This is a genomic window from Burkholderia sp. lig30 (genome assembly GCF_000687455.2).
In the GTDB taxonomy this organism is placed as follows: domain Bacteria; phylum Pseudomonadota; class Gammaproteobacteria; order Burkholderiales; family Burkholderiaceae; genus Burkholderia.
This window is the reverse complement of the sequence record NZ_JGVW01000087.1, coordinates 58,452-72,725: the sequence shown is the minus strand read 5'-3', so window position 1 is coordinate 72,725 and position 14,274 is coordinate 58,452. Positions and strand designations below refer to the sequence as shown.

Below are 14,274 nucleotides of genomic sequence, written 5' to 3'. Positions count from 1 at the left end.
CGCCGAGCATTGCAGCCTACCGTTTTAACGGCGCTGTCACATTGAGGTGAACGCGCTCACCCGGACGCGATCGTTACTTCCTTTCTGCATTTACCCTCATACGGAGTGGCAGGCTCGCGCGGTTTGCTGCTTTTGAGTTGGCTCGAGAACGGGGTTATCCGCGATGAGTATTGTGTCTACGCTATTGGCTGATGCTTGGGAGTTTGCGAAAAGGCAGCACCCCGACGCTGAGTATTACGAAGACCGTTTTGAGATGGTCTACGACGACGACAAATGGATGTTCGGTGGCGTCTATGAGGTTGGCGTGCTAACGGCTGTCGACTACAAGAGGCGGCTGGCGCACGTTTCGTTCTGTGTGCCGGAATTGGGGGGGCTAGATATTAACCCTGCCAACATTGCGGTTACCGGAGCGACCTACGTATTTAAAGGTTTAGCAAGCGTCGGACTGTTTGTGCCGGACTTTTTACCCGAGGCCAAGAGTATGCTTCGCCGGGTTGATTCGCCAGCCGAAATTGAGTTTGGCCCCGTACTAACAGTGAGAACGAACGCTGTCCACGTTTCGGAACACGAGATAGCTCAAGCATTCAAGGTTTTTCCCGGGAGGGTAACGATTGTGTCTGAGGATGACCTACACCAGTCCGTCTTCATTAGCTATGGTGGCCTAGATGAGGAACGGGCGAAAGAAATCAATGAGTTTTTGAAGGCGCACAACGTTAAGACCTGGTTCTTTCCTGACAACAGCCTGCCGGGCCAAAAGCTGCATAGAATGATGCATGACGGTGTTAATACGCATGACCGGGTGTTGCTTATTTGCTCTCAATCCTCCCTCTCGCGTCGCGGTGTATTGAATGAACTCGAACGAGTCTTCGAGCGTGAGGCCCGGCAGGGCGGCGATGACATACTTATCCCGGTGACCATTGACGACTATGTTTTTAATGAGTGGACGCTCGCGCGGCAGGATGTCGTGCAGCAGGTGCGAACGAGGGTTATTACAACCATTCCTGCGCGTGAACTTGACCCGGACGGGTTTTTGAGAGAAATGGCGAAGTTGCAGAAGGCGCTAAAGAAATAGGTTTGAGGGAGCATTTTGAGCAGCCCCCTGAAACGCGGGATACAGTCGTTCTGGCATAGATTGACTCATAGTCAATGAGCCTTGAGGTCAGCGGCCCGGGTGCGCGAACGAAGTCAGATTTATTGTGGGGCGCGCGCGTGACACCCTTGATAAACGCACACGGTTGAGAGTGGGTGAGAGGGCGTCCGTTCAACTTCGTAAGCGGCCATTTGGTGCGAAGCGTCCCGAGCGGCCGAGTTGGGTCGGAAAGCGACACCCACGGACATCCAGAAAAACAAAAAAACGGCGTCGCACTAACCGCGCGACGCCGCCGTCAACCGGACTGCGGAGCAGAGATTCCTCCCCTCCCCGCCCCACCCCGGAATGCAACCTGACGCATTCAGAACGTGTGCCGAATCCCCGCCTGCACCACCAGCTGGTTCTTCGAGGTCGACGCGAGATTGCCGTACAGCGAGCCGCCCGCGCCCGGCACCGAATACGGCGTCGAGACGAGGAAGCTGTCCGCGAACTTCTGGCCTGCGAACGCATGCTGGAGGGTGCCGAACAGATACACGTCGGTACGCTTCGACAGGCGGTAGTCGACACCCATGCTGTACAGGTCGTACTTGCCGAGCGCGTGCTGGTTGACATAGGTAAAGCCGCCGCCCACCGTGAGGAACGGCGAGAACTTGTAGCTCGTACCCAGTTCGTACGCGTCGACCGTGATCACCCCACGCGGGCTCTGCGATGCATTCGTATAGGTGTACACACCGTTCACCGAAATCGCATCAGTCACATTCACCTGCCCGCCGACCGCAACCGTATAGATCGACTGCGCGTTCAGCGCGACCTGGGCCATCGTGCCGACGCCGCGCGCCGCGTTGCCGCCATCGGTCTTGGTGAACACCGCTGCCATCGAATACGGCGCGTTGTAGCTGCCCGTCGGGCTGTACTTGATGCCCCCGCTGATCACGCGCGGCGTGCCCGTCGACGTGCCGCCGAAGCTGCCCGCGATGTTGGTGAAGCCGAACATCACGCCCGCCGCGAGGCCGTGCCAGTTCGGCGTTTCATAGCGCACCATGTTGCTGACCGGCTCGCCCGCGAGTCGATCGATGTCATACGCGCCGTGGAACGCATACGAAGGCGCGAACTGCGCGACGTTCGTGTAATACGACACGTAGTCGTAGATGAAGTCGTAGTCGTAGCCGGCGATCAACGTACCGAAGGTGTCGCTCGACAGGCCGACGAACGCGCGGCGTCCGAACAGCGCGCCGCCGTGGCCCGCGGTGCCGCTATTGAGCGAGAAGCCGTTCTCGAGCGTGAAGATCGCCTTCAGTCCGCCGCCGAGATCCTCGGCGCCCTTCATGCCCCAGCGCGACGCCTGGTTGATGCCGTCGTCGAGCTTCCACAGCGAGTGCCCGCCCGCGTTGCTCACGTACGTGATCCCGTTGTCGAGAATCCCGTACATCGTGACGCTGCTTTGTGCCTGTGCCGTGCCCGCCAGCGTGGCGGCCACCGCACCCAGAATCAGCTTCTTTTTCAATTGACCGTCTCCTAGTTTTATTGCGGGCTGTGTCACCCGCTTCATTGCCATTTACCTATGGCTGTTCAGAATCACTTGGTGCGACGCACGTGGCGCGACGCGAGGAAGTAGTGCACCGACGACCAGAGCAGCACCACGCTCACCGCGAGCATCGCGTAGCGGATGCCGTAGGCGGAGGCGTCGTGGCAGGCCGCCGCGAGCGGCCCCTGCAATGCCGCGGCCGGTCCGTGCGCGCCATGCGCGCCCTTCACCGCGCATGCCATGCTGAAGTTGCCCTGCGTGAACAGCCGGCCGGCAAAGCGGTCGCTCAGGAAGCCGATCGCGGTCGGGCCGAGCCCCTGGCCGACGAGGTTCATCAGCAGGAACACGAAAGCCGACGCGGTGGCGCGCATCCGTGGCTCGACGATGCCGTGCACGATCGCGAAGGTCGGGCCGTTCCACGTGTTGAGTGCGATCGTGGCGACGAACAGCAGCGCGACGGCGGCCGGCCACTGGTCCAGCGTGAACGCGGCCACGACGAGCGGGAAGCCGATCGCCGTGCCGAGCGCGGGCACCCACGCATACCAGCGGTGGTCCTTCGCGCTCGCCCAGTCGGCCGACACGCCGCCGAGCGTATTGCCGATGATCCCGCCCACGCCAACCACGAGCCCGAAGATCAGGCCGGCCTGCGCATAGTCCATGCCGTAGACGCGCGTCAGGTAGACCGGAATGAACAGGTTGATGCCGTACTGCGCGAACGCGCCGATCACGGTGCCGAGCAGCATCTGCACGAACGCGTGGCTCCCCATCAGCACCTTGAGCACGTCGCGCAGCGGCGGCACGGTCGCCGCGGTGAGCGCGCCGCCCTCCTCGGCCGCGCCGCGTTTCGGCTCGCGCAGCGTGATCCATGCAAGCACGCTGAACACCAGCCCCGGCAGGCCGACCACGTAGAACACCGGGCGCCAGCCGATGTGCTGCACCATCCAGCCGCCGCCGAGCGCACCTGCCAGCACGCCGATGGGCGGGCCGAGCGCGTAGATCGCGAGCGCGCTCGCGCGGCGACGCGGGCCGAACTGGTCGGAGATCAGCGAGTGCGCGGTCGGCGTACTGCCCGCCTCGCCGATGCCGACGCCGAGACGGTAGAGCAGCAGCTGCCAGTAGACGCCGGCAGTGCCGCACAGGGCGGTCATCACCGACCACGCAGCGATCGACAACGCGATCAGCGCGACGCGGTTGAAGCGCTCGGCGAGCCGCGCGATCGGCAGCCCGAGCGCGGAGTAGAAGATCGAGAATGCCAGCCCGCCAAGCAGGCCGAGCTGCAGGTCGCTGAGGTTCATCTCGACCTTCACCGCCTGACCGACCACCGCGATGATGATGCGGTCGACGAAGCTCGATGCGTAGATGAGAACCAGAAGCAGCAGAAACCAGCTGCGATACCAGCCGGCGCCTGACTTGGCGCCCACGTCCTGGGCTGTCAGTTCCTTCATTTGGGGTGTCTCCGATAGGTGCTGCGGATAAGGCTCCGTTCGCTTTGTATGCCACGATTGGCTTCGTGGAATTTTTTAAGGATTCTCCAGCATAATTTTTGGGCACGCAAGAATAAGTCGCCGCAAACGGCTCATCGTTTTCACCTAAGGGAATAAGGCAGACGAATCGCGTGAAAAACGGGTGGAAGCGCGGCTTGACCGCAGGCCGTAGACGCGCAGCGGCACGGCATGAAAAGCAAACCGGCCGCGCGACGCGGCCGGCTTCGGACAACGAGGAAAGCGCCGGTCAGGCTTCGTCGGCGAGCGGCCCGCGCAGCGTGCCGACGCGCTCGACCACTGCCTCGCCGTCGACGACTCCGAGCGACGCGCCCACGCGCGCCGCAAGGCTGATCCGCTTCATTCCTCTCCGTCCTGTCACTTATTTAGTGAGCGCTTAAATATGGAATCCGGAAGGATACACTGGACAGACGCGGCTTCGAGACTGGTATACCACTAAGATAAAAAAACATACCTGTCATATCGCCGGCACCGCGGCCCGCGATGCCGGCACGTCCCGCGATTGCGTGGCATACCAGGCAATCTGCCTGAACGGACCACGGGTGTATTGCTCAGCCATCCTGCAGGATCGCGCGGCGCTTCATGCGGACAGGCTGCGCGACTTCGGCATCGGCCGGATCGACACCCCCTGTTGTCGAAGAACGCGGAGCCATCTAATATCGGCTGCGTGTTGCGCAGCGGCACGCCCGGGTCATGCGTCAAGCGGCCCCGGGCGATCACCGTCTGCCCCTACCCGCCCGCCGAGGCCGTCCAACATGAGAAGAACAGCGCTGCCGCCGTCCGTGCGCACCTTGTCGATACTCGTGCCGATTGCGCCGCTCGGCGGCTGTGCGGGCGGCGCGCCCGCTTACGCGCTGTTCGGCGCGTACTTTCCGTTATGGCTCGTCAGCGCGCTGATCGGCGTGGCAGGCGCCATCGTCGCGCATCGGGTGTTCGTCGCGACCGCCTGGGCGGGCTCGGTGCCATTCCAGCTATCCGTATGCACCGCGATCGGTCTCGTGATCGCCGTCGTCGTCTGGCTGATCGGAACGGGACAATTCGCATGAAAGCCGCCGGCCTCCACCCGCCCTCCATCAAAGGCCGGCTGATCGCGCTTGCGATCGTCGTGCTCGGCGTCCTGGCCGCCGGCTACGCGTACTATCGCGCGGACCGCTACCCGTCGACGGACGACGCCGCCATCGATGCGGACGTCGTGCACGTCGCGTCGCCCGTCGGCGGCCGGATCGTGCGGCTCGACGTCCACGAGAACCAGCAGGTCGCGAAAGGCGACGTGCTGTTCGAGATCGACCCGGAGCCCTATCGCCTGACGGTCGCGCAGGCGCAGGCCGACGTCGCGCTCGCGCGCGCGGCGCTCGCCACGCGGCGCAGGACGTTGATCGCCGAGCAGTCGAACGCGAGCGTCGCGGCTGCGCAGACGGATCGCGCCACCCATAACTACGCACTGGCCGCGCGCACCGTGAAGCGCCTCGCGCCGCTCGCGGCACAGGGTTACGTCCCCGCGCAGCAGTTCGATCAGGCGCAGGTCGCGCAGCGCGACGCGGCGGTTTCGCTCAAGCAGGCGCAGGAGCAGCAGCATGCGTCCGCGCGGACGATCGGCGACGATGCCGACGCGGTCGCGACGCTGCAGGCACGCGAAGCCGCGCTCGCCCGCGCGCAGTACGCGCTCGGCGAGACGCTCGTGCGCGCGCCGCACGACGGCGCCGTGACGGGCCTGTCGGTGCTCGCCGGCGAAACGGTCGCGCCCAACCAGTCGATCTTCACGTTGATCGACACGCGCGAATGGTTCGCCGTCGCGAATTATCGCGAGACGTCGCTTGCGCAGATTCAGGTCGGAGACTGCGCGACCGTCTACTCGATGATCGATCGCAGCCGGCCGATATCCGGCAAGGTGGTCGGCATCGGCGCGGGCGTCGCCGACGCGGGCCGCATCAACCTCCCGTATTCGCTGCCGATCGTCCAGCGCTCGGTCAACTGGGTGCGCGTCGCGCAGCGCTTCCCGGTGCGCGTGCGGCTCGACGAGCCTGACGCCAGGCTCGTGCGCGTCGGCGCAAGCGCGATCGTCGAGGTCAGGCATGGCCGTGCCTGCCGCTGACGTCACGGCGCCCGGCCCGCGCGAGATCCTTCGGCTGTTCGCGCCGTTTCGCGCGCGGGCGTCGATCGCGCTGCGCGTCGCGCTGATCTGCGCGCTGACCGTGCTCGTGACGAGCACGTACGCGACGCCCGAAGCCGCGCTCTCCGCTTACGTGGTGTTCTTCCTGAACAAGCCGGATCGCGCGACCAGCGCATTGATGTCGGTCGTCCTGCTGCTGATCATCACCGTCGTGATCGGACTCGTGCTCGCCGTCGCGCTGTTCAGCATCGACTACCCGGTGTTGCGGGTCGCCTGCATGGCCGTGTTGTCGGCCGGCCTGCTCTACCTGACGTCGGCGAGCAAGCTGCGGCCGGTCGGCGCCATTCTCGCGATGATCGTCGGCTTCGGGCTCGACGAGCTGGGGATCGTGCCGGTCGGCGAGGCGGCGACGCGCGCGTTGCTCTATGTGTGGCTGCTGGTCGCGATCCCCGTCGGCATCTCGATCGCCGTCAACCTTGTGATCGCGCCGTCGCCGCGCCGGCTCGCGTGCGCACAGCTTGCCGGACGCCTGCGCGTCGCCGCGCGTCGCCTGTCCGGCACGGAGGACGTGCGTCCCACGCTCGGCGATTGCCTTCGCGAAGGCAATCAGCAGATCGTCACGTGGCTCAAGCTGTCGAAACTCGAAGGCACGTCGACCTCCGGCGACGTCGCCGCGCTGAGCCGGTCCGCCGCCGCGAGCACGGCGATCCTGGTCGCCGTCGAGCTGGCGGACCGCGAGCCCGATGCGCGGCTGCCGGAGTCGTTCGCGACGCCGCTGTCGGACACGCTGAACCGGATGGCCGACATCCTGGAGCAAGGCGGCTATCCCGTCGACATCGCACTCGCGCTGCCCGCGACCGGCACGCTGCCGCCGCTCGCGCGCATCGTCGCCGCCGACCTGCACGCGGCGATCACCGGCTTCGCCGCCGACGCGCCGCCGGCCGACGCCCCGACCGACGATGCACCGCTCACCACTGCAGCGCCCGCCGACGCGCCGCCGCCCGCGAGCACACCGCCGGACGCGCCGCGCGCCGGGTTCTTTCTGCCGGATGCGCGTACGAATCCGGAGCACGTTCGCTATGCGCTGAAAACCACCGCCGCCGCGATGTTCTGCTACCTGCTGTACATGCAGCTCGACTGGTCCGGCATCCACACGTGCTTCATCACGTGCTACATGGTGTCGCTCGGCACGACCGCCGAAACCGTCGAGAAGCTCACGCTGCGGATCGCCGGATGCCTCGCCGGCGCGCTGCTCGGCACGGCCGCGATCGTGTATGCGGTGCCGTCGTTCACGTCCGTCGGCCAGCTCATGGCGCTGGTGTTCGCGGGAGCGGCCGTGGCCGCCTGGGTCGCGTTCGGCTCGCCGCGGATCTCGTATGCCGGCTTCCAGATCGCCTTCGCGTTCTTCCTGTCCGTGATCCAGGGCGCCGGCCCGGGATTCGACCTGACGCTCGCGCGCGACCGCGTCATCGGGATCCTGCTCGGCAATATCGTCGTATATCTCGTCTTTACGCGCATCTGGCCGGTCAGCATCAGCCAGCAGGTCGACGCGGCACTGGCGGCGCTGCCCGGCCAATGGCAACGCCTGACGCAGATCGCGCCGGCCGTCGAACGGCGCATGCGCGCCGCCGACGCGCTGGCGCGCCACGGCGCGATCGCGCAGGAGATCGGCCTGATCCACTACGAACCGTCCTGGGTGCGCCCGGCGCCGGCGTGGCGCGAGGCGCGCGGGCGAACCCTCGCGGAACTGGACGCGCTGGCGGGCCCGCTCTTCCTGCTGGCGGAACGCGCGCCCGGCGACGCGGCGATCGGCGCGCGCCTCGCGCGGGTGTCGCGCGACAGCGGCCACGATCAGGCCGCGCCGGCCGGCAGCGGCGCGCCTCCATCGCAGTCCGTCTCGACGCTGACGAGCGGCACGCCGATGCGCGCGCCCGACGCCGTCGAACGCGCCGCCACGACACCGCCCGCCATCGACGCCGCGCACGATGCGCTGCTGAACCTGATCGACGCACGGCTCGAACGCATTGCCGAAGCCGCTCGCGAAAACACTATCCGGGAGTCCTTCCAACATGCGCGTGAGTGAACCGCCGGCCGCGTCCCGCGTCGCTGCCGCCATCGTGGCTGCCGTCGGGCTGGCCGGCTGCGCGACCGCGTCGCTCGACCTCGCGCCGCCGGCCTCCGACCGGTCGTGGCAGCCCCGCACGACGCCCTCCGGCGAGATCGTGCCGGATGCACCGAACGCGTCCACGGCCGCCACGGCGCACGACTACAGGCTGCCCGCCAATGCCGCACTGGCGACGGTGCCGCCCGCGGCGGCGCTCGATCCCGCGCATGCGTACACGCTGCCCGAACTGATCGACCTCGCCGAATCGGCCAACCCGCTGACGCGCATCGCATGGAACGACGCGCGCAACGCGGCGCTCGCGGTGGGCATCGCGAAAAGCGCGTACCTGCCGCAGCTGTCGGCCACGGCGATGGGCGCCTACCAGACCGGCCACGGCTCGACCACGACGCCGCTCGGCACGGCGTCGGCCGACACGACGGCGCGCGGCGCCATCTCGGTGCTCGCGCTGCAATGGCTGCTGTTCGACTTCGGCGAGCGCGCCGCGCGGGTCGAGGCGGCGAAACAGGCATCGGTCGCGTCGAACGTCGCGTTCACCGCGGTTCACCAGCAGGTGATCCACGACGTGACGGTCGCGTATTACCGATACGAAGCCGCGCGATCGCGCGCGCGCAGCGCACGGCAGGGTCTCGACAATGCCGACGCGATTGCGCTGGCCGCCCGCACCCGGCTCAAGCAGGGCGTCGGCACGATCGTCGAGGTCGCGCAGGCCACGCAGAATCGCGCGCAGGCCAATCTCGCGCTCGTCGACGCGCGCGGCGCGGAGAGCGACAGCTATCTGGGCCTCGTGTCGTCGCTCGGCATCTCGCCGCTGTCCAGGCCGTCGATCGCCACGCTGCCGGCACGGCCGCTGTCGCCGGCACTTCGTGCACCGGTCGACGAGATCGTGTCGGACGCGATCGCGCGACGCCCCGACTTGTTGAGCGCGTACGCGACCGTGCAGGCGGATCAGGCCAGGGTCAAGGCAGCAGAGGCGGAATTCATGCCGAAGGTGTTCGCGTCCGCGACGACGTCGTACAGCAGCGGGCGCGCGGGCATCACGGCGCTGCCGGCGATCGGCCAGCAGGCGCCGACCGTCAACCTGAACGGCAGCCGGTACGGCGCGGGCGTCTTCGTCGGCGTGACACTCCCGCTGTATGACGGCGGTTTCCGGTCGGCCGTGCTGCTGCAGGCGCGCAACGATGCGGAGAGCGCGGCGACTCGCCTCACGCGCACGAAGGAAGAAGCAGTCCGGCAGATCGTCGCGGCGCAAAACGCGTTGCAAACGAGCCTCGCGTCGCACGAAGCCGCCAATGCGCTCGTCGACGCGGCACAAACGAGCTACGACGCGGCGCTGACGGCATACCGGAGCGGCGTCGGCTCGATCACCGACGCGACGCTCGCGCAAAGCCAGCTGATTGCGGCAAAGAACGCGTCCGTCGACAGCTACTGCGGCGCGTTGTCGGCCGCAGCCGCCCTCGCGCTCGCGACCGGGACGATCGGCGCGCGCTGAATCCGGTCAGCTCGCGACGGATTGTCCGTCGCGCTCCACCGACGCCACGCCCGCCATGTTCTCCTCGTCGTAGAGCCGGTAGATCAATTCGAGCATGCGCTGGATGTCCTCCGATTCGTCGAGCATGCGCATGCTCATGATGACCGGCGACACGAGCCTGGGATCGTCGAGCGACTTGTACGCGACGTCGTCGCGCTTGAGGCCATGCACGCTGCCCGGCAGGATCGACAGCCCTTCTCCCGCCGCGACCAGCCCGAGCGCGATCTGCAGTTCGCGCGTTTCGTGGATGCGGCGCGGCGTCAGCGAGCGATCGTGAAACGCGGCCAGCACCTGGTCCGCGTAGCTCGGGCGCGGCGCCTTCGGGAAGATGATCAGCGTTTCGTTGACGAGATCCGACAACGAAAGCGCGTCCTTCGCGCCGGCGAGCGGATGGCCGAGCGGCAGCGCCACGATCATCCGCTCTTCGCGCAGCAGCACGCGCCGGATGCTCGGATCTTCGAGCCGGATGCGGCCGAAGCCGACGTCGATGCGGCCCTCCTTGAGCGCCTTGATCTGGTCCATCGTCGTCATTTCATGCAGGGTCAGCTCGACGGCGCCGTTCTCCTGACGAAAGCGGCGAATGATCTTCGGCAGCAAGCCGTACAGCGTCGAGCCGACGAAGCCCACCGACAGACTGCGCTCGATCTTGCCCACGCGCCGCGTCATCGATTCGAGCTCGATGCTCTGCGCGAGCAACTGGACCGCGTGCGAGTACAGGAAGCGGCCGGTGTCGGTGAGCTTGAGCGGGCGCGAATTGCGTTCGAACAGCTGTACGTCCAGCACTTGCTCGAGCTGCTGGATCTGGCGCGACAGCGGTGGCTGGGCGATATGCAACCGCTGGGCGGCGCGCGTGAAGTTGCGCTCTTCGGCCACTGCCACGAAGTAACGCAGGTGTCTCAACTCAAGTTTCATACTGTGACCGGTGCGGACCATGAAGCGCACGGACAACGCCGCGTCGCGGAACGGTTCGTCTTCGGGACCGTCGGGGGCGGCGCGCCCGTCAAGCGGATTCGGTGCGTAATGCTCGCTTGATGTCGAGCAGATCGCGTTCGTGAAGCCGCAACGCGTCTTTCACACACGTTGCGGCATCCATCAGCCGCGTGATTGAAGCGCGGCACTGTTCGGCTGCATCGCTCGACAGGCGAAGCAGGTTCTTGTGAATTGCCGTTTCCAGCGCGGCGTACAGATGCGGGTAGTCGACGCCCGCGACCTGGCAGATGTCGCTGACTTCCCCGGAACAGTCGACCACGAGATCCTCGAAACCCGCGTCGTCGTCCAGCTGGATTCGCGCAAGCGACGCATCCGGCTCGACCGCGTAATCGGCCAGCTGCCCGCTCGCTTCGCGGCAGAACGCGTCGAAGACCGAATCCGACAGGCTGTTGCGGATCGCTGCCGCATCGCGCGTTGCCGCATGGGTTTCCAGCAATGCTGGCAGCGCCGGCACGACGCTGCGCCACACGGCGCCGACGATCTGCTCCCGCTGCCGTTCGAGCCGCGCGAGCGCGGCTTGCGACGATGCGTTCAACGCCGCCAGCAACGGAGACACCTCGCGGCACAACAGGCCCAGCACGTTCTCTTCCAGATGGTGCAGCCATACTTCCGCCAGCTTGCGCCGCTTATAGAACAATGCCGGCCCGGCAATGGCCAGCAGCGCGGCGTACAGCCGCTCGAAGCCGGCCTCGATCATCGCCGCCGGCGTATGCCCCTGTTCGCGCGCCATGTGCGCGGAGATCGATATCGGCGTTTTCAGCAGCGCCGCGTCGACGCCCATCGCCCGGAGTTTCTGTTCCGCGCGGGTCTTGATGTCGGCCTCTTGTTCGGCGCGGTTCTGCGCGGTCTTGTTGCAAAGAAATTTGCGGATCTCGCCGTCGACTTCGTCTTCGTCGTACATGTCGCTGCGGGTCACGACCGGCAGCAGCGGCTTGTTGCGATGCAGTTCCCGTCCCAGTTCGTCCAGTTCCTGCACTTGCCCGGGCGAGGTGGAACTGGTCAGCCACAACACGCCGTCGGCGCTTTCGGTGAAGCGCCGCGTCAATGCCGCGTTCTCCGGCGTCGCCGAATGCAACCCGGGCGTATCCAGCAGAACCAGCTTCTCACCCAGGCAAACACCCTGCAGCCGCGCGGTAGTTTCGGTCGTGCCTTCCTCGAAGCGTTCCGGTGTCTGCACGATGCGGCCGGCGTCGAGATGGAAATGCCGCACCGTCTTGCCGTGCGCGGCGAAGCGTTCGGCCATGAAATTGCAGAATGAACTCTTGCCCGCATTGAACTTGCCGAACACCAGCAGCAACACCTTGTCGTCGAAGGTATCGGCCAGCGCGCGAGCCGCGTCCAGACTGGACCATTGCCGCGACCACGCGTGCATGCCGTTCCGCAACACGGTGTCGATGGCGTTCGCCTGAAGCGCCAGCCCGCTCTGCTCCGTCAGTCCCGCGCATGCCAGACGGCTGGCCTGAAGATCGGCGTTCAATGCCGCGAGCCAGTCCGCGAGCGCACGCCGGGTCTTGTCGACATCCTGCGCGATGAACTCGAACGAATCCACCTCGACAATGAAGCGCTGCTCGTTGCTCAGGCCCGCTTTCATGCGCCCGCTTCCAGTGTGTGCAACGCAGCGGTCGCGCCGTCCAGTGCGGCAATGGCCGCCCCGGTTTCCGAAATCCGCGTCGCCAACGCCTTTCTGTCATCCGACCATTCGTAATACTGAGTGAATGCGCGCTGCATGCGGTCGCGCCCCGCCGCTTCGCAGAACATCGTGCGCAAGTCGCGGCGGTACTTCACGGACACGCCCATGACGGCAACCATCACCGAGTTCAGGCTGCGTGCCGCGGTCTGCCGCTCCGGCGGCAAACCGACGACACCGTGGCCGACCAGAAAGGCGTTGATTTCGATGCAGGCGCGCGAGTAGCCGATCTGGATCTGTGCGCGTTGACGTTTTCCCGCGGTGATCGCGTACGCGTCCTTTGCGGAATCCGGCACCGAGGCGTCGTCCGGGCCAAGCGCATTCAGCATCGTTCCGATGTCGCCGCTCACCTTGTCGATGACCGCCTTCAAGCCCTGATCGTAGGCCTGCCGCTGCTGCCGCTGCGTGTCGCGCAACGCGTCAAGCACGTGTTCCTGCCCGGCGCGAAGCTGTCGCAGTTCTTCGCGCATCTCGCCGAACAGCAACGCGGATTCATGCGCGCGCGCCCCCGGCACGCGGGCGAGCGCCGCCTCCAGCGTGGCGCGCAACGCGGGAATGCCGCTTTTCTCCAGCAGCAAGGCCTTCCCGCCTTCCAGGCCCTTGCGATGACGCGTGGCGGAAGCGGCGTTCAGCGCGATGCCCGGCACCTGCGCGCCGATCGCATCGCGGACCGTGTCCAGTTCGGCGTCGTCGGCCACCTGATCCACTTGCGACAGCACGAAAAACGTCTGCCGCTGCGTCCTGTCGCCGTCTGCGCGCAGCCCGGCCAGCAGCGACAGCTCCTTCGCGTCCAGTTCGCCTTCCTTCGCCGCATGCACGAACAGACGGACGTCCGACTCCAGCCACGCCGCCTGCCACGCGTGGCGATCGTCCTCGGTGCCGACGTCTGCGTCCAGCCCCGGCGCATCCAGCCAGCGCACGCCATGATGCACGCTGCCCGACAGGGCCACCGTCTCGCGCCGGTCGGCCACGGAGAAGGTGTCGCGGCCGATCAGCTCATTGAGCAGACGGCTCTTGCCGTGGTTGTACTTGCCGATGACGGTGACGACGGGCTCGCCGTCCTCGGCGAGCGTCTGCAGGCGCGCCAGATCGTCGGCGCGGTTCGGCAACACGGATACGACATCCCGTGCCGCCTGCTCGCGAATTGCTCCGGACAAGGGTCGGCTCCTCAACGCTTCAGGCATTCAAGCGGCGTGCGCCGGCGCGGCCATGCGGCCTGCGGCCCGGCGATTCCGGAAACACATCCGTGGACAGGCGCGCATCACCGGGTTATTCCGGCAAGACGGCGACAGCCTTGATTTCAACGATGTAGCCCGGCGCGCCGCCGAGCATGTGCGCGCCTACCGCCGTCCAGGCCGGCAGCGGGTCCGAGTCGAAATAGCGGTCGCGCACCTGCATGAACAGCGGCAGGTCGCGCATGTCGGTATGGAACGTGGTCAGGTCGACCACGTCCCGCAGCGACGCCCCCGCGGCCGCCAGCACCCGCTCGAGGTTGTCGAACGCCTGCGTCATCTGCGCTTCGCGGCCTTCGACCAGCTGCATCGCCGCGTCACGGCCGATCTGGCCGGACACGTAGATCGTGTTGCCGACCTTGACTGCAGGCGAATAGCGGATCTTCTCGTACACCGCTTCCATTCCGTCGGGAATGACGGCTTTGCGATCGCTCATGGATACCCCCTGTTGTATAGGCCCGGCGGCGAACGCCGGGCGCGTGCCG

The 14,274-nt window shown here is 66.4% G+C and carries 11 protein-coding genes; 5 read left to right on the top strand and 6 right to left on the bottom strand.

What is annotated here, in order from left to right:
• Positions 1–163 precede the first annotated feature (163 nt).
• Entirely contained in the window at positions 164–1,072 is a 909-nt protein-coding gene (locus LIG30_RS17180; RefSeq protein WP_038713824.1) for a toll/interleukin-1 receptor domain-containing protein, read from the top strand.
• 379 nt (positions 1,073–1,451) lie between these two features.
• On the opposite strand, the gene LIG30_RS17175 is transcribed toward LIG30_RS17180, so the two are convergent.
• Together LIG30_RS17175 and LIG30_RS17170 are read right to left on the bottom strand one after the other, a co-directional pair.
• Positions 1,452–2,594, bottom strand: a complete 1,143-nt coding sequence (locus LIG30_RS17175; protein ID WP_038713823.1) for a porin — start codon at positions 2,592–2,594, stop codon at positions 1,452–1,454.
• 71 nt (positions 2,595–2,665) lie between these two features.
• Positions 2,666–4,060 (bottom strand): spinster family MFS transporter, encoded by a 1,395-nt coding sequence (locus LIG30_RS17170; protein WP_051995068.1) that lies wholly within the window; start codon positions 4,058–4,060, stop codon positions 2,666–2,668.
• A gap of 812 nt (positions 4,061–4,872) precedes the next feature.
• Here LIG30_RS17170 and LIG30_RS17165 point away from each other — a divergent pair.
• Genes LIG30_RS17165 through LIG30_RS17150 form a run of 4 tightly spaced genes read left to right on the top strand, consistent with a single transcriptional unit; the run spans position 4,873 to position 9,841 of the window.
• Complete coding sequence (locus LIG30_RS17165) at positions 4,873–5,163, top strand: hypothetical protein (protein ID WP_038713822.1); 291 nt, start codon at positions 4,873–4,875, stop codon at positions 5,161–5,163.
• A complete protein-coding gene (gene mdtN / locus LIG30_RS17160) occupies positions 5,160–6,209 on the top strand; it encodes a multidrug transporter subunit MdtN (RefSeq protein ID WP_038713821.1) in 1,050 nt (349 codons plus the stop codon). The genes LIG30_RS17165 and mdtN overlap by 4 nt, the downstream gene beginning before the upstream one ends.
• Positions 6,190–8,310, top strand: a complete 2,121-nt coding sequence (locus LIG30_RS17155; protein ID WP_038713819.1) for an FUSC family protein — start codon at positions 6,190–6,192, stop codon at positions 8,308–8,310. The genes mdtN and LIG30_RS17155 overlap by 20 nt, the downstream gene beginning before the upstream one ends.
• On the top strand, positions 8,297–9,841 hold the full coding sequence (locus tag LIG30_RS17150; protein WP_038713817.1) for a TolC family protein: 1,545 nt from the start codon (positions 8,297–8,299) through the stop codon (positions 9,839–9,841). Before LIG30_RS17155 ends, LIG30_RS17150 begins: the two co-directional genes overlap by 14 nt.
• Before the next feature lie 6 nt (positions 9,842–9,847).
• Here LIG30_RS17150 and LIG30_RS17145 read toward each other — a convergent pair whose 3' ends face one another.
• The 4 genes from LIG30_RS17145 to LIG30_RS17130 all read right to left on the bottom strand — a co-directional run bounded on the left by LIG30_RS17145 (position 9,848) and on the right by LIG30_RS17130 (position 14,225).
• Positions 9,848–10,792 (bottom strand): LysR family transcriptional regulator, encoded by a 945-nt coding sequence (locus LIG30_RS17145; RefSeq protein WP_051995067.1) that lies wholly within the window; start codon positions 10,790–10,792, stop codon positions 9,848–9,850.
• Positions 10,793–10,880: 88 nt separating this feature from the next.
• Entirely contained in the window at positions 10,881–12,461 is a 1,581-nt protein-coding gene (locus LIG30_RS17140; RefSeq protein WP_038713815.1) for a GTPase, read from the bottom strand.
• Positions 12,458–13,714 (bottom strand): GTPase, encoded by a 1,257-nt coding sequence (locus tag LIG30_RS17135; RefSeq protein ID WP_038713813.1) that lies wholly within the window; start codon positions 13,712–13,714, stop codon positions 12,458–12,460. The genes LIG30_RS17140 and LIG30_RS17135 overlap by 4 nt, the downstream gene beginning before the upstream one ends.
• A 112-nt stretch (positions 13,715–13,826) precedes the next feature.
• Positions 13,827–14,225, bottom strand: coding sequence for a RidA family protein (locus LIG30_RS17130; protein ID WP_038713811.1), 399 nt, complete (start codon positions 14,223–14,225; stop codon positions 13,827–13,829).
• Positions 14,226–14,274 lie beyond the last annotated feature (49 nt).